The sequence below is a fragment of the Microbacterium sp. G2-16M genome, from assembly GCF_055809115.1.
The window spans coordinates 2,166,904-2,182,989 of sequence record NZ_CM147897.1 but is presented as its reverse complement, the minus strand read 5'-3'; the positions used below and the strand labels follow the sequence as shown (position 1 = coordinate 2,182,989).

14 protein-coding genes are annotated in these 16,086 nt (G+C 68.0%); 6 read left to right on the top strand and 8 right to left on the bottom strand.

What is annotated here, in order from left to right:
- Positions 1–16: 16 nt before the first annotated feature.
- The 8 genes from AC0L6F_RS10370 to AC0L6F_RS10335 form a co-directional block, all read right to left on the bottom strand.
- Positions 17–1,387, bottom strand: coding sequence for an aminotransferase class III-fold pyridoxal phosphate-dependent enzyme (locus AC0L6F_RS10370; protein WP_274636514.1), 1,371 nt, complete (start codon positions 1,385–1,387; stop codon positions 17–19).
- A 78-nt stretch (positions 1,388–1,465) separates the two neighbouring features.
- On the bottom strand, positions 1,466–2,098 hold the full coding sequence (locus tag AC0L6F_RS10365; RefSeq protein ID WP_473537843.1) for a TetR/AcrR family transcriptional regulator: 633 nt from the start codon (positions 2,096–2,098) through the stop codon (positions 1,466–1,468).
- 72 nt (positions 2,099–2,170) lie between these two features.
- Positions 2,171–3,286 (bottom strand): peptidase C39 family protein, encoded by a 1,116-nt coding sequence (locus AC0L6F_RS10360; protein WP_473537842.1) that lies wholly within the window; start codon positions 3,284–3,286, stop codon positions 2,171–2,173.
- Complete coding sequence (locus AC0L6F_RS10355) at positions 3,283–4,953, bottom strand: ATP-binding cassette domain-containing protein (RefSeq protein ID WP_473537841.1); 1,671 nt, start codon at positions 4,951–4,953, stop codon at positions 3,283–3,285. The genes AC0L6F_RS10360 and AC0L6F_RS10355 overlap by 4 nt, the downstream gene beginning before the upstream one ends.
- Complete coding sequence (locus tag AC0L6F_RS10350) at positions 4,950–5,879, bottom strand: ABC transporter permease (RefSeq protein ID WP_473537840.1); 930 nt, start codon at positions 5,877–5,879, stop codon at positions 4,950–4,952. The genes AC0L6F_RS10355 and AC0L6F_RS10350 overlap by 4 nt, the downstream gene beginning before the upstream one ends.
- The gene (locus tag AC0L6F_RS10345; protein WP_473537839.1) at positions 5,876–6,847 is read right to left on the bottom strand and encodes an ABC transporter permease; all 972 of its coding nucleotides are present in this window, start codon (positions 6,845–6,847) and stop codon (positions 5,876–5,878) included. Before AC0L6F_RS10345 ends, AC0L6F_RS10350 begins: the two co-directional genes overlap by 4 nt.
- Positions 6,844–8,487, bottom strand: a complete 1,644-nt coding sequence (locus AC0L6F_RS10340; RefSeq protein ID WP_473537838.1) for an ABC transporter substrate-binding protein — start codon at positions 8,485–8,487, stop codon at positions 6,844–6,846. The genes AC0L6F_RS10345 and AC0L6F_RS10340 overlap by 4 nt, the downstream gene beginning before the upstream one ends.
- Before the next feature lie 170 nt (positions 8,488–8,657).
- Positions 8,658–9,464: a DeoR/GlpR family DNA-binding transcription regulator gene (locus AC0L6F_RS10335; protein ID WP_473537837.1), complete on the bottom strand. Its 807-nt coding sequence runs from the start codon at positions 9,462–9,464 to the stop codon at positions 8,658–8,660.
- A 255-nt stretch (positions 9,465–9,719) separates the two neighbouring features.
- Here AC0L6F_RS10335 and AC0L6F_RS10330 point away from each other — a divergent pair, with 255 nt between their 5' ends.
- From AC0L6F_RS10330 to AC0L6F_RS10305, 6 genes are all read left to right on the top strand, one after another.
- A complete protein-coding gene (locus tag AC0L6F_RS10330; protein WP_473537836.1) occupies positions 9,720–10,976 on the top strand; it encodes an ABC transporter substrate-binding protein in 1,257 nt (418 codons plus the stop codon).
- 81 nt (positions 10,977–11,057) lie between these two features.
- Positions 11,058–12,008 carry a carbohydrate ABC transporter permease gene (locus AC0L6F_RS10325; RefSeq protein ID WP_473537835.1) on the top strand — a complete coding sequence of 317 codons (951 nt, stop codon included), beginning with the start codon at positions 11,058–11,060 and terminating at the stop codon, positions 12,006–12,008.
- Between the two features lie 8 nt (positions 12,009–12,016).
- Positions 12,017–12,856 carry a carbohydrate ABC transporter permease gene (locus tag AC0L6F_RS10320; protein WP_473537834.1) on the top strand — a complete coding sequence of 280 codons (840 nt, stop codon included), beginning with the start codon at positions 12,017–12,019 and terminating at the stop codon, positions 12,854–12,856.
- A gap of 38 nt (positions 12,857–12,894) precedes the next feature.
- Positions 12,895–13,758, top strand: a complete 864-nt coding sequence (locus AC0L6F_RS10315; protein WP_473537833.1) for a ketose-bisphosphate aldolase — start codon at positions 12,895–12,897, stop codon at positions 13,756–13,758.
- Entirely contained in the window at positions 13,730–14,980 is a 1,251-nt protein-coding gene (locus AC0L6F_RS10310) for an ADP-dependent glucokinase/phosphofructokinase (RefSeq protein WP_473537832.1), read from the top strand. Before AC0L6F_RS10315 ends, AC0L6F_RS10310 begins: the two co-directional genes overlap by 29 nt.
- Positions 14,977–16,026: a class I mannose-6-phosphate isomerase gene (locus AC0L6F_RS10305; protein WP_473537831.1), complete on the top strand. Its 1,050-nt coding sequence runs from the start codon at positions 14,977–14,979 to the stop codon at positions 16,024–16,026. Before AC0L6F_RS10310 ends, AC0L6F_RS10305 begins: the two co-directional genes overlap by 4 nt.
- Positions 16,027–16,086: the final 60 nt, after the last annotated feature.

The following is a 16,086-nucleotide window of genomic DNA, read 5'->3' as shown; positions in this document are numbered from 1 at the left end:
TCGCCGCCCTCGGCCGTCAGCCGCGAGCCACCTCGCGGATCGCGCCGGCGATCTGCTGGCATGACCAGCGGAACAATTCCGGCTCCATCGTGAGCGCGGGCTGCATGCGGTACAGCGACTTGGATGCCTCGCTGATCGCGAAGACGCCGCGTCGCATCGCCGCGAGGTTGACGGCGTGCTGGAACTCGGGCGCCGGCTCGATCTCGCCTCGGCCGGTGACGAACTCCAGACACGCCCATGCCCCGATCGCACGGGCGTCGCCGAGCTGGTCGATCTCGTCGACCAGCGGCCGGAACTCCTCGAGCGCGATGCGCTCGAGCTCGCGGGTGTTGGCCAGCACGGTGCCATCGGCCAGCAGGTCGAGCCCGGCGATGGCGCCGGCGCAGGCGGCCGGTTCCCACGCGTACGTGCCGCCGAGGTGCGTCGTCGAGTCGGCCATCATCTCGTCGGTGCCCAGCACTCCGGCCACGGCCTGGCCGCCGCCGGTCACGCCCTTGCCGACCAGCAGCAGATCGGGCTCCAGCCCCCAGCGCTCGGCCGCGAACACCGTGCCGCAGCGCCCGAGACCGGTCTGCACCTCGTCCAGCAGCAGCTTCCAGCCGTACTGGCGGCACATGCCGACCAGGCGATCCCAGAACGCCTGCGACGGCGTCAGAATCCCGGCTTCGCCCGCGACCGGCTCGATGAGCACACCCGCGATCTGGTTCGGCTCGACCTGGTAGCGCAGCACCCAGTCGCGCAGGTAGTCGAGGCACATCGTGTCGTCGTACGGCCCGGGCCCCTCGTGGAACGGCGCACGGAACGACTGCGGATACGGGATCTGCACGATCCCGGGCACATACTGCGCGATGCCGCTCGTGTTGCCGGGCATGTCGGTCGAGACCGACGCCGTCAGATACGTCGATTCGCCGTGATACTGGCCGAGGAAGCTCAGGATGATCGGTCGGCCGGTCGCCTCGCGCGCGAGCTTGACCGCGCCCTCGACGGCTTCGGTGCCGGTGACCGTGGGCGCGGCGCGCGTGATCGCGCCGGGCGCGAGCGCCACGAGCCGCTCGGCGAGCGTGACCACCGGCTCGCTGGCGAGGTACTGCGAGATCTCCATGCCGTAGCGATCCCACGCGCCGGTCACGGCATCCCGAACCTGCGGCGGCTGCGCACCATACGGGGCGGCGCCCCACGCCGACACGTGATCGGCGAACACGTTGCCGTCGACGTCTTCGAGAAGATGCCCGTGCTTGCGCCCGAGCACGAACGGCACGTTCTCGGCGTCGCGCAGCGGTCCCTGCAGCACGGCGTCCTTTCGAGCGAGGATGCCGCGGCTGACCGGCCCCGGAAGCGCGGTGTGCACGCGGGGCCAGTCGGCGGTCAGGGCGGTCGTGAGGGTCATATGCATACATTGAACGGTCATTCAATGAATGTCAAGGGGCTGCCCGATGCGTGGACGCGAGCGGCGTCGGGAGTGCGGTCAGGAGTGCGCGTGGGCGTGGACGTCGTCCGTCGGCAGGAGGAGTCGATCGCGCAGCTCGAAGGCCAGGCTCAGGGCTTCGTCGGGGGTGACGGCGGGGTCGCCCAGCTGCAGCGGAATCGACAGGCCGTCCAGCAGCGCGGTAAGCATGCGGGCGGCACGATCGGGGTCGACCTCGGTGCGGAAGTCGCCGTCGACCTGCCCCTGCCGGATGATCTCGGCCACCGCGGCGACCCAGCGCGCATCCAGCGCGGCGCGCTGGGTCGCGGCATCCCGATCATGCGCCGCCCGGTTCCAGATCTCGAACCACAGCGCCCAGCCCTGCGGCAGGTTCACGTCGGGCTCGGGCGAGCAGTCGATCACGATCAGCTCGGTCAGCCGATCGGCGGCCCGAGCGATCGGGGCGAGACGTTCGGCGACGAGCTCATAGAACCGGTCTTCGGTGTACTGCAGGGCGTCGGTCAGCAGCTGTTCGCGCGTGCCGAAGTAGTGCACGATCAGCGGGGCGCTCACCCCCGCCTCCTGCGCCACATCGGCCAGCCGCGTGTTCGCGAACCCGCGCTCGGCGATCACTCGCGCTCCGGCCTCGAGCAGCTGTTGACGGCGCGCCCGCGTCACCGCTTCGTCAGCCATGGCATCCCCTCTGCACGGCGCCTTCTGCATGCGGCCTTCTGCACGCGGCCTTCTCACCCTGCGATGCGGCCGTCACGGCGCCACTGCCGGCGGAAAGACGACGATACCGCGATAGACCGGGTCGCCCCAGCGCGCGACCAGATCGAGGGTTGCCGGCGGCAGCGGCAGCGCGAACGTGTCGGCCCACGTCTCGGCATTGTCGGCGTCGACCCACGGGTCCGAGACGATGAGGTCGTCGCCGATCACGTCGTAGGCCAGGATCCAGTGTGGTGAGGGGTCGTCGATGAGCGGGGCGAGGTCGATCAGGATGCCGACGTTCGAGCCGTCGCGCACGAGAGCGGCGATCTCGGCGACGTCGATCCAGCGGTGCTCGACCGGCACGCCGAGCAGGCCCGCGCGGCGCCGGGCCTCGGCCTGCAGGTCCTCGCGCAGGCGCAGTTCGCCGGGCCGGTCGGCGAACTCCTCGAGCAGCACGGACTGATCGGTGCTCACGATCACCCGCGGCGAGACGGCGTGCTCGCCCAGTTCTTCTCGCGTGGCCACGGCCAGGCCGATCGGTTCGCACGCGGGCAGGTTGGTCGCGAGCCGCCAGAACCCCAGCTCGATCGAGTGGTTGTCGTCGCGGTCGGCGGCGAACGCGCCGTGCCCGGTCGCGTGCATCGCGCCCAGCGCGGTGACCGCACCGCAGGTCACCTCGGTCGTCTGGCCGTAGTACGGGATGCCGCGGGTCGGGGCGTCCGTGCTCCACCGCGACCACACGTCCACGCCCTCCGGCTGCCCCACCAGGGTGCTCGGCACCGACGGCACAGCGGGGTCCTGACGCACGAACCCGGCGTCGGCGAGCGCCTGCGCACGAGCGGCCGGCAGTGCTGCGCGCTGTTCGAGGTGCAGCACCGTCGCCGGAAGGATGCCGTCGAGGCCACCGCCGTCGCCACCGAGAGCGATCACGGCGTGGAGCAGGGCGGCGTAGTCGGCGTCGGTGGCCGCGAGGGCGTCGACGATCTTGCGGTAGGCGGTGCCGGGTCGGGCCATGGTCAGCGCCGCGGCGGTGGGGGTGCCATCGGCCGCGCGGATCACGGTGGTCACCGGCATCCAGAACTCGCGCACCGACGACCAGCGCGCGACGGCGTCGGGCGTGGCGAGCGTCTCGGGCACGTGCGCTCCGGGCCGGTGCTCGACGGTGATCACTCCGGCCCCTCGGTCGTGTCCGGCATCGTGCTGCTCACGTGGGCCATGCTGTCGCGGTGTGCGGCGGCCAGCAGCAGCTGCGTGTACGGATGGTCCGGCGTCGTGAGCACATGCGCGGTGGTGCCGCGTTCGACGATGACGCCCTCCCGCAGCACGATGACCCGGTTCGCGATGCGCGCGACCACGCTCAGATCGTGCGTGATGAAAAGCATCGCGAGGTTCAGGGTCTGACGCAGGTGGTCGAGCAGCGCGAGGATCTGGGCCTGCACCGAGACGTCGAGCGCCGACACGCTCTCGTCGCAGATGAGCACCTGCGGCTCGGGGGCCAGTGCCCGGGCGATCGCGACGCGTTGGCGCTGCCCGCCCGACAGCTGCGCCGGCCGTCGGCTGCGCAGCTGCGGGTCGAGTCCGACCAAGGTCAGCAGCTCGTCGACCCGCGCGGTGAGCTTCGTGCCCGTGCCGGTGCCCGCGCCGGTGCCGCTGGCGCGCACCGCCTCGGCCAGGGCCGCTCCCACCGTGAAGGCGGGGTTCAACGTCGAATACGGGTCCTGGAACACGATCTGCATCTGCCCCGGCGTGCGCCCGTGCCGTGTGCTTGACAGCGTGGTGTCGCCGAGTTCGACCACGCCCGCGTCGGGCGCTTCGAGTCCCGCGATGCAGCGGGCCAGCGTCGATTTGCCCGATCCCGATTCGCCGACGATCGCCACCACTTCGCCCGCGGCCACGTCGACCGAGGCATCGTGTACGGCGATGGTGCCGCTGAAGCTCTTGGTGATGCCGGTGGCCGTCAGCAGCGCGGGCTCTGCGCCGGCGAGCGGTCCGATCGGATCGGTCAGTGCGGGATTGGCGTCGATGAGGGCGCGCGTGTATTCGTGCGAGGGATGCCGCAGCACCTGCTCGGCGCCTCCCCGCTCGACGACCTCGCCGCGGCGCATGACGATCACATGGTCGGCGCGGCCGCCGACCACGCCCAGATCGTGGCTGATCAGGATGAGGCTCATCCGGTGCGCGAGCTGCAGTTCGCGCAGCAGGTCGAGCACTTCGCCCTGGGTGCTGGCATCCAGAGCCGTCGTCGGCTCGTCGGCGATCAGCAGCTGCGGTGACGCCGACAGGGCCGCGGCGATGGCGACCCGCTGGCGCATGCCGCCCGACAGCTCGAACGGGTACTGCCCGGCGACCTTCTCGGACAGGTGCACTTCGTCCAGCCGCCGCGCGACCTCGGTGCGCAGCGCCTTGGCGCCGGGCCGGCCGCCGCCGGCGGCCTGTGCTTGGGCCTGTAGCGTCCAGCGGATCTGGTCGCCGCACCGATACAGCGGGCTCAGGCTTGTGAACGGGTCTTGCAGCAGCAGCGCAGCCCGCCGGCCGCGCACCCGCGACCAGGCGTTCTCGCCGCGCTGGGCCAGGTCGTAGGCGAATCCGGCGACGTTCGCCGACCCTTCGGCGGTGACGCCGCGCGGCAGCAGCCCGGTGATCGCGCGGGCGGTCATCGACTTGCCCGAGCCCGACTCGCCGATGAGGGCGACCATGCAGCCGGCCGGCACCGTCAGGTCGAGCGGCGCGACGATCACCCCGTCGGGGCCGTGCACGGTCAGGCCCGACGCGGTGAAGCCCGACGCTCCTGCCTCGTGCGCGCCGCCGGCGGCGGCATCCTGCGTATCGCCGTTCACTGCAGTCCCCGTTCGCGCAGCGTGTCGTCGAGCCAGTCGCCGAGGACGTTGACGGCCATCGCCACCAGCACGATCAGCAGGGCCGGCACGATGAGCATGGCGGGGTTCTCGCTCATGATGTTCTGTCCGTCCGAGATCTGGCGCCCCCAATCGGGGGTGCCCGGGGCCACGCCGATACCCAGGAACGACAGCGACGACAGCGTCACCAGCGCGATCGCGACGTTCAACAGGAAGTTCGTCACGATCAGGGGCCACACGTTCGGGACGATGTGCCGATACATGATCTTGGCCGGCGACAGCGACAGCATCTGGGCGGCTTCGACGTACGGTCGCGGTGCCTGTTCGGTCACGCCCGCGCGCACGATGCGGATGTCAGAGGGGCAGAACAAGAAGATCAGCATCACGACGGTGACCCAGTAGCCGGCGCCGAACACGCCCGCGACCACCAGGGCGACCAGCATGACCGGCAGCGAGAGCAGGATGTCGACGACCCGGCCGATGACCCAGTCGGTGGTGCCGCGCAGATAGCCGGCGACGGTGCCGAAGATGATCGCGAGCACCATCGAGCCCGCGGCGATCACGACCGGTCCGACCGTCGCCGACCCGGCGCCGGCGAGAGTGAACAGCAGCACATCGCGCCCGAGCTCATCCGTCCCCAGCGGGTGCCCGATGGTTCCGGGTGGCAGTGTGGCGTCCATGATGTGCTGCGCGGTGGCCGCCGTCTGCAGGAACGGCGAGGCGATCGCGGTGGCCACCACCAGCACCAGGAACACCGCCGAGACGATGACCGTCCAGCTGCGGTGCTTGAGCGACTGGGTGCGGGCGCGGCCGACCGCCGCGATCCGCTCGGTCGGCGTCGACGGGACGCCTTGGCCGGGGTTCTCGAACCCGCCGTCGATGGGCGGCGCGCCGTTCTCGAGGGTCATCGGTTCAGCTCCCTCGCCCGCACCCGGGGATCGAACAGCAGATAGCTGAGGTCGACGATCACCGTCACGATGCCGATCGCCGCGGCCACCAGGAGGGTCAGGGCCTGCACGGTCGGCAGGTCTTTGAACAGCACGGACTCTTCGAGCAGCTGCCCGATGCCGGGGAGCGCGAACACCGTCTCGACGATGATCGTGCCGCCGATGATGAACGTCAGGATCAGGCCGGCGCTGGTCACGATCGGGATCAGGGCCCCGCGCAGCGCGATGCGCTGGACGACCTGCTGCGACAGCCCACGGGCGCGGGCGAACGTGATGGCGTCGCCGTCGAGCTCACGGATCACGGCGGCCCGCGTCATCCGCATCAGAATCGCCCCGATGCCGGCTGCCAGGACGATCGACGGCAGGATCAGGTGGTACAGCTGGTCCCAGAGCCCCGACCCGGCGCCGTAGGCGGGGAAGATCGGCAGCAGCATCGCGAACAGGTAGATGCCGACGATCGCCAGCGCGAAGCTCGGCGCCGACAGCCCGGTCAGCGTGACCGCGCTGGCGAACCGATCCAGTGCGCTGCCGCGGCGGGTGGCGCTGAGGATGCCGAGCGGGATCGACGAGACGACGGCGATCACGAACGACAGCACGATCAGGATGATCGTGACGCTGCTGCGGTCGGCCAGCACCTGCGACACTGGCTGCTGCATCCGGATCGATTCGCCCAGGTCGCCGTGCAGCACGCCCTTCAGCCACTCCCAGTACTGCACGATGAACGGGTCGTCGAGGTGGTACTGGGCGCGGATCGCGGCGACCGCCTCGGGGGTGCTCGGCCGGTTGCCGAGCAGGTTCTTGACCAGGTCGCCGGGAGCCAGGTACATCAGCGCGAAGGTGAGGAAGGAGATGATCGCCAGGATCACCGCCACCCCGAGCAGGCGCAGGACGATCGTCTGGGCGAGACGCAGGGACTGCCGGCCGCTCATTTGACCTTTGCCGAGAACAGCTGCGGTCCCCACATCGTCACGAACGTGTAGGGGCTGTACGAGTCGATGCCGATCTTGTTGCTGAAGTAGGTCACCGACTGGCCCCACCAGATCGGCGCGTTCACCGCGCTGTCGGCGCTGAGCTTCTCGAGCTTCATGAGGTCGTCGATGCGGGCCTTCGGGTCGGATTGCGCCGACGACGTCGTGATGATCTGCTCGGCGGCCGGATCGGTGAAGTTGTTCGGGTTATCCGGTCCGACGAGGTAGCTGTTGATCTCGGACGGGTCGCCGGTGGTCGAGAAGTACCACATGAAGCCCAGGCCGTGCTTGCCGTCGCCGATAGTGGCCAGCCACTGCTCGATGGGCACCTCGCTGACCTTCACGGTGATGCCGATCGTCTTCAGGTTCTCGGCGATCGCCTGCGCGGCCAGGCCGATCTGCGGCCCGGTGTTGGGGTAGGTCAGTTCGACCGTGAAGCCCTTCGGCACCGACGACGCCTGCAGGGCGGCCTTGGCCTTGGCCGTGTCGAAGTCGTACTGCGGAAGGGTGGCCAGCAGCTTCTTGGCCGCGTCGGCGCTGTACGCCGGCTCGAGTGACTCGGGCGTCATGATCGCCGTCGCCGGCTGGCCGAGGCCACGCAGCAGGTTCTGCACGATCGCGTCGCGGTCGATGCTGTACGAGATGGCCTTGCGCACGTTGACGTCGTCGAACGGCTTGACCTTCTGGTCGAAGATCATGCCCACGTACGACAGGTCGTTGACGGCCTCGATGCGCGAGTCGCCGATGCTCTGCCACTGCTTGAGCTGAGTGATCGGCACGTTCAGCGCGATGTCGACGTTGCCCTTCTGCGCGGCGGCCAGACGCGTGTTCTGGTCGGGGATGAACTCGAACACGATCTTCTTGACCTTGGGCACACCGCCCCACCACGTGTCGACGCGCTCGAGGGTGACATGCGAGTCGGGCACGAACTCGGTCACCTTGTAGGGGCCGGTGCCCATGATCAGCGTCTGGCTGGTGCCGATCTTGCCGTTGTGGGCCTGCCAGAACTTCTTCTGCGTGACCGCGATGGCACCGGCGATCGACATGTTCACGAGGAATCCGGCGTCGGCGTGCTTGGTCTTGACGGTCACCTCGTCGGGCCCGGTCACCGCCACGGATGCCATGTTCTGCAGGTAGTAGTACGTGCCGGGGGATGCTGTGGCGTCGGCCGCTTCCTTGATGCTGAACGCGACGTCCTCGGCCGTGACCGGATCGCCGTTCTGGAACTTGGCGTCTTTGCGCAGTTCGAACACGTAGGTCGTGGCATCCGGCGTCGTCCAGCTCGAGGCGAGCGCGCCGACCATCTTGCCCGACGCGTCGCGACCGACCAGGCCTTCCTGCACCGAGGCGATGACGTTGTAGTTGAGGATGCCGTCTTCCACGCCCGGATACAGGTTCGACAGCGACCCCGGCAGCGCGATGGTGACCTTGTCGACCTCGGCCCCGGTGTTCTCGAGCGTGATGCCCGGGGACTTGATCGTCGCCTGCGTCGCCTTGGGCACCGGCGTGCACGCCGCCATGCTGAGCGCCGCGACGGCGCTGACCGCGACGACGACAAGGGTGCGCCACCCGGGGCGCTTCTGCCGAACTGCTGAGCTCATCTGACCGCTCCCTTGCGTCAGCTCGGCCGGGCGACGTAATCCTGCGGATTTCGTCGCACGTCGGGCGTAAGGCAACTGATTTCAATGTGGGACTGAATTGGAGTGCACGATACCGCATTTAACGGCGAGTCAACAGCTTCGAAATCAGATTGCGACCAAGCGGGAGCGCGCTACTCGGCGACGAGAACCTCGACGCCGCCGGCGTCGAACTCCGTCATCAGGTCGGCCGGGGGCTGCGCGTTCGTGATGAAGTAGTCCGCGGCATCCAGCGTCGCGACCTGGGCGAACAGATCCCGCCCGAACTTCGACGAGTCGGCGAGGATGGCGACGCGTGTGGAGCGGGCCATCATCGCGGCCATCATCGCGGCGTCGCCCAGGTTGCTCGTGGAGTATCCGCCCACCGGTGACACCGCACCGATGCCGATGAACGCGAGGTCGCTGCGCACTTCGATCTCGTGATCGCTCGGGCCCAGACGCAGCGAGATCGGGCCGGTCGTGGTCTGGGTCACCGTCCGAACCGGGCCGCCGAACATGTACAGGTCGCGCAGGACGTTGGGCGGGATCTCGGCGGGGATCCGCAGATTGTTCGTCGCCACCGTCAGGTTGCGGTGTTTGCGCAGGTGACGGGCCAGCGCGAGCGTCGTGGTGCCGCCGTTGAGCATCACGACAGACCCGTCTTCCACCAGGCTTGCCGCTCGGCGCCCGATCGCCTCTTTGGCCGAGGTCTGGACGCGCAGCCGGACCTCGAGCTCGGTGTCGGGCTTCGTCCCGGCGCTCAGGCTCACGGCGCCACCGTGCGTGCGGATCACCATTCCCTCATGGTCGAGGTGATCGAGGTCGCGCCGGATCGTGTCGGTCGAGACGCCGAAATGAGAGGCGAGCTTCGCGACGGTCACCTCGCCGAGCTCTGACACGTAGGCGGCGAGTTCGGCCTTGCGCCCCGCCGGAAGACGCCGCTCGGAGTCGGGCAGGCTCATCGTTGACCCCCTAGAGATTCGCGTGCGGCGACAGGAACAGCATAGAACAGCCGCATCCAACCGCATCGGATTGCATTGACCGGCGGCCCCGCGCACGTCGTTCGCCCATTATTGCCGTTTTTTGCTTGACTCTGCAAGGCAGATGCTCCTACCATGCAGATAACTGCAGAAAGCAGTAGAGAACAGCAGTCTCATTCCAACGATGGGAGAATCATGGGCAACGAAGCTCGGAGGCCGCTTCGGCGGCTGCGATGGATGCTTGCTGCCACCGCGACCACGTCGGCGGTCGCGCTCGCACTGACGGGGTGCAGCGGCGGATCCGGCAGCGCCGACGGAGGAAACGTCACACTCACCTTCTCGCAGTGGTGGGCACCCGAGATGCCCAGCGGTGCGCTGCAGAAGATCGTGGACGACTTCCACAAGGCGAACCCGAAGATCACGATCAAGCTGATCAGCGCGCCGTTCGCGTCGCTGCAGACGCAGACGATCTCGCAGGCGGCCTCGGGCACGCTGCCCGACATCGTCGGCCTCGACGGCTCGTGGGTGAACCCGCTGTACAAGCAGGGCGCCCTGTACAACCTCACCGACGCCATGAAGAAGGCGAACTACGACGACAGCGAGCTCGCCAGCCAGGTGGCGTTCAAGGGCAGCACGTACATGATCCCGGTGGTCAACTTCGTCTACCCGCTGTTCACCAACGATGCGATCCTCGGCAAGGCCGGCATCACGACCCCGCCCACCACGTGGAGCGAGTTCAGCGCCGACGCCAAGAAGATCAGCAAGACCGAGAGCGGCGTCAAGGGATGGGTCGTGCCGCTGGGCACCACCAACCCCAACGGCGCGCAGAACGACATCCTGTCGTGGGCCTGGGCCTCCGGCGGCAGCATGCTCAAGGACGGCGAGCCGAACCTCACGGACAACCCGGACGTCAGCGGTGCCGTCGACATGGTCAAGGACCTCGTCACCTCGGACGCCGTCCTTCCGGGTGCGAACAGCCTGCAGGAGACCGACAAGGTCACCAACTTCATCAACGGCCGGGTCGGCATGATGGTCGACTCGCTCGCACATGTCACCACCATCACGCAGGGTGCGGCCGACCTGAAGTTCAGCGTCTCGGCGCAGCCGGTCAAGGACGGCTACACCGGCACGAAGGGCATGCTCACCGCATCATGGGGCATCGGGATGTCGGCGAAGACCCAGCACGCGGCGCAGGCGTGGAAGTTCATCCAGTACCTGATGAACAAGGACACCAACTCGACACTCTCGACCCTGGCCAACGGCTTCCCCGGCAACAAGACCTCGACGCCCGACTTCTCCGGTGCCGACCCGCACTTCAAGGCGGCGTTCGACATCTACCAGAAGAGCAAGCCGGTCAACGAGTTCACCGGTCTGCCGGCCGCCGACCAGCTGATGACCTCGTTCCTCACCGAGTTCCAGAAGGCGGTGGCAGGTCAGGAGCCCACCACCACGATGCTGCAGAACGTCCAAGACCAGTGGAAGAAGCAATTCTGATCCGCCTCGGATCTCGCTGAGGCGCAGAATCGGGCCGGCCGCACCCGCACGGTGCGGCCGGCCACCCGGAAGGGGAGCTCCATGACCACGTCCGCACCAGACACCGTCCTGATCACGACATCCGCACCCCGCGGGCCGTCCCACCCGCATTCGGGCCGGCGCGGGCGGTTCGAGCCCTACGTGCTGATCGCGCCGACCGTGCTGCTCGTGCTCGGCCTGATGGTCATCCCGATCATCATCGTCATCGCGTATTCGCTGTTTGACAACGTCGTCACGAACCAGAACCCGCAGTTCGTCGGATTCGCCAACTACGTCACGATCCTGACCGATCCGAACTTCTGGAACGCGGTCAGCAACACGCTGATCTTCACGGTGGCCAGCGTCGTCATCCACATGATCATCGGCGTCGCCTTCGCGCTGATGCTCAACTCGAAGCTCGTGCACGCGCTGCCCCGGGCCATCTTCCGGGCGATCTACATCCTGCCGTGGATCTTCACGGCATCCGTGGTCGCCGTCCTCTGGCGACTGCTGCTGGACCCGTCGGGCGTCATCAACTACGTGCTGACCACCCTCGGTGCCCTGCAGGAGGCAGTGCCGTGGCTGGCGACGCCGGCAACCGCGCTGCTCGCGGTGACGGTGATCAACATCTGGTCGGGCTATCCGTTCTTCATGATCAGCCTGCTCGCCGGCCTCCAGGGCGTCCCGACCGATCTGTACGAGGCGGCCCGGGTCGACGGCGCGGGACTGATCCGTCAGTTCTTCAGCGTCACGCTCCCCGCACTGCGCCCCGTGCTGTACAGCATGGCCCTGCTGGACCTGCTCTGGACCACGCAGCAGTTCACCCTCATCTGGGCCACCACCGGAGGCGGCCCGATCAACCACACCGAAGTGGTCAGCACCTACACCTACAAGCTCGCGTTCAACAGCTACGAGTTCTCGCTGGCCTCCACCAGCGCGGTCGTCATCCTCGTCGCGTCGCTGTTCGTCGCGATCTTCTACGTGCGCCAGCAGAAGAAGGCGAGTCAGTTTTGAGCATCGCAATGAAGTCCCGAACGCGACGCAGCGTCGGACGCGTCCTGATCTATCTCGCCCTCGTCGTTGGCGCGGTGTTCGCCGGCTTTCCGGTGCTGTGGATGCTGTCGAGCTCGTTCAAATCGAACGCGAACATCTTCGCGTTCCCACCGAAGCTCGTGGACGGCTCGTTCTCGTTCGAGGCGTACGCGGCAGTGCTCACCGACCCGGTGAAGATCGGCTACTTCGTCAACAGCTACATCGTCGCGATCAGCGTGGTCATCTTCACGCTGATCATCGCGCTGCTGGCCGCGTACGTGTTCAGCCGGTACGAGTTCCGGGGCAAATCGATCATCCGGGTCATCATCATCGGCGTGCAGGCGGTGCCTCCGATCACGCTGCTGATCCCGTTCTTCGGCATCATGGTCGCGCTCCAGCTCTACAACACGTACCAGGGGCTGATCCTCACCTACGTGGTGTTCACGCTGCCCTACGCGATCATCATGATGACCGCCTACCTCGACAGCCTGCCGCGCGAACTCGACGAGGCGGCGCGGGTGGACGGGGCCGGATCCATGTCGGTGCTGTGGCGCATCCTCGTGCCTGTCTCCGTGCCCGGCATGGTCTCGGTGGGCCTGTACACGTTCATGATCTCGTGGAACGAGTACCTGTTCGCGCTCACCCTCACCCAGACCGACGACCGGCGCACGGTGCCCGTCGGCATCCAACTCCTCATGGGTCAGAACAACTACCTGTGGAACGAGGTGATGGCCATGAGCATCCTCGGCTCCATCCCGGTGCTCGTGCTGTTCCTCATCTTCCAGCGGTACTTCATCGGCGGCCTCGCGGCCGGTGCGGTGAAGGCCTGACCCGGCAGCCCCGAACCTCAACAGAGAAAGAGAGAGACATGCTCTACGCAGGAAAGTCCATCCTCGACGTCGCGAACGCGCACAACTTCGCGATCCCGGCCTTCAACATCAGCGACTGGGCGATGTTCAATGGCGTCATGGACATCAGCGAGGAACTGGCGGCGCCGGTCATCATCGCGATCCATCCGGACGAGGTGGCGCACATCACGACCGACCTGATTCCCGCGATGCACTCCCGCGCACACCGCTCGAGCGTGCCCGTGGCGATCCACTGGGATCACGGCGGCAGCTACGAGCAGATGATCCGGGCGATCCAGGCGGGGTTCACGTCGGTGATGATCGACGCGTCGCTCCAGCCGTTCGACGAGAACGTCGCGCTGACACGCAAGGTCGTCGAGGCCGCGCACGCCGTGGGCATCCAGGTGGAGGGTGAGCTCGGCACGATCGGGGCGAACGACAGCTACGGCGAGTCCGGTGCTGCTGAGATCATCTACACGAGCCCGGAGGACGCCGTCCGCTTCGTCGCCGAGACGGGGGTGGACAGTCTGGCGATCGCGATCGGCACCTCGCATGGCCTGTACCCGGCTGACAAGAACCCCGAGCTGCGGCACGACCTGCTCAAGGAGATCAAGGCGGCCACCGGCATCCCGCTGGTGCTGCACGGCGGGTCGGCGAATCCCGACGCGGAACTGCGGCGGGCGGTCGAGCTGGGCATCAACAAGATCAACATCTCCAGCGACATCAAGGTGGCGTACCACAACCGGATGCGCGAGGTGCTCGGCACCGACGAGCGGCTGCGCGAGCCGAACGCCATCCAGCCCGAGCCGATCGCGGCCCTGAAGGTCACGGCGGCGCAGAAGATCGAACTCTTCGATGCAGCCGGCAAAGCGGATCTCTACTGACGCGCATTCTCCCTCGAGGCCCGGGCGCGTCGTCCTGGGCCTCGGGGGCACCATCGACGACGAGATCGTGTGGGACGGGCGACTCATCCAACGGCTCGCCGACGCGCACGAGTTGCGGGTCGCCGACTGCGATCCGGAATTGCCGATTCGGGACGAGCGGTCGCTCGTGGCGGTGATCCTCGGGTTCGCGCGCGAGCGTCGCGGCGGAGAGCGCTTCGTCGAGGTGCCGGAGGTGATCACGCGGTTCGCGGCGCAGCACGAGAAGACCGTCACGCTCGGCGGCACGTGCGTGCGTGCTGCGCTCATGATGCGGGCGCTCGGCGTGCGCTCGACCGTGCACCTGGTGAGCATCGACGACGACTTCCGGCGGCTGTACCCGGTCGACTGCGACTACATCACCAGCGCGACGCGTGACGGCATGTATCCGCACCTCATCGTGCAGCTGCCCGAGCACGGGCTCATCCAGCTGGCAGACGGTGACGTGGTGCTGGAGGTGCCGAACCGGCTCATCTTCACGAACGATCCTCCGCACGTGGCGATGGCGTTCAGCCCCGACTTCGCGGCGGCCGCGCGCGACGCCGAGTGGCTGATGGTGTCGGGATTCAACGTGATGACCGATGCCCGGCTGGTCGAGGCGCGACTGGGTGAGCTGCGTGCGGCGCTCGCGGCGCGGCCCGCGTTCGGAACGGTGATGTACGAGGATGCCGCGTTCCACGATGCGCGGCTGCACGGCCTTGTCCGTGCGGGCGTCGCGCCGTTGGTCGACGTGTACAGCATGAACGAAGACGAATGGCAGGCGCACCTCGGTCGACGTATCGATCTGCTCGACATCGATGACGTGGCGGGCGCCCTGCGCGACATCCGTTCGCTGATCGCGACTCCGACGCTTGTCATCCACACTCGCCATTGGGCGCTCGCGTACGGGAAGGATGTTGCCCGCTTCGAGCCGGCGCTGCGCGGCGGCACATCCGCGGCGACCGCCCGATATGCGCACGGCGATCGGGTCACCGCCGAACAGGTCGCCGCGATTGGTGCGGGCGACCCGCCCGCCGCCCACTCGAGATTCGCGGAGGACATCGTGGTGCACACGGAGGAACCGACCACGTGCGTGCCGGCCCGGTCGATCTCGGTCGAACGGCCCACCACCATCGGACTCGGCGACTGCTTCGTCGGCGGGTTCATTGCGGCGCTCGCCGCCGCAGAGAGGATCGAAGCGGCATGACTGCACAACTCACCCCGGTCGTTCTCGGCGAGAACCGCCCGACCCCGCGTGCGTACCGCGGAGGCGCGGCGATCGAACGGTTCCGGCGAATTGCCGCCGGCGCGGACGAATGGCTGCCCGAGGACTTCGTGGCATCGACCGTGACCACCTTCGGGTCGGACGACCAGGGGCTCACGGTGATCGACGGGGTCACGCTGCGTGACCGCATCGCCGCCGATCCGGTCGGGTACCTCGGGGACGCGCACGTGGCCGCGTTCGGCGCCGACCCGAAGCTGCTGACAAAGCTGCTGCACACCGGGGATCGGATCTTCGTGCACGCGCACCCCGACGGCGAGTACGCACGACGCGAGCTGCACGTGGCGAACGGCAAGACCGAGGCGTGGATCGTGCTCGACGTCGATGGTGGCGAGGGCAGTGCCTGGGTGGGCTTCCGCGAGGATGTCGACGAGGCGACGCTCGCAGCGTGGTTCCAGACGCAGGATGCCGCGGCGATGCTGGGCGCCATGAACAGGGTGACGCTGCGCCCGGGTGACGTGCTGTTCGTGCCGGCCGGCGTCCCGCACTCGATCGGCGAGGGGATGCTGATCCTCGAGCTGCAGGAGCCCGCCGACCTCTCGATCATCCTCGAGTACGCGCCCTACGAGCGGCTGACCAGACAGGACTCGCTGCTCGGTCTGGACGAGGCCACCGCGCTGCGTGCCGTCACGCGGACTGGCGTGAGCGCTGAGGACATCGCGGGTTGGCTCGGCCACGTCTCGGCGGGGTCGTTCCTGCCCTCTGGCGCCGATGCGTTCTTCCGCGCCGAGGAGGTCGTGGTCACAGCGGGGCGCGACGTCGAGCTGGTGCAGCAGTTCTCCGTGTTCGTGGTGGCTGAAGGGGCGGGCGAGCTCGCCTGGGACGGAGGCGCACTGCTGGTGCGTGCCGGCGATACGGTGCTGCTACCGTTCGGCGCTGGGACCGTGCGCGTGTCGGGTGAGCTGTCGGCGATCCGCGGGATGCCGCCGGCACCGAGCACTCTGAGCGGGAGACCTCGGCGCTCCGCCTAGTGCGGGCCCTAATCGCGGACATCGGCTGGAGCGGAAGACCGTCAAGCTGTGGTGATAACG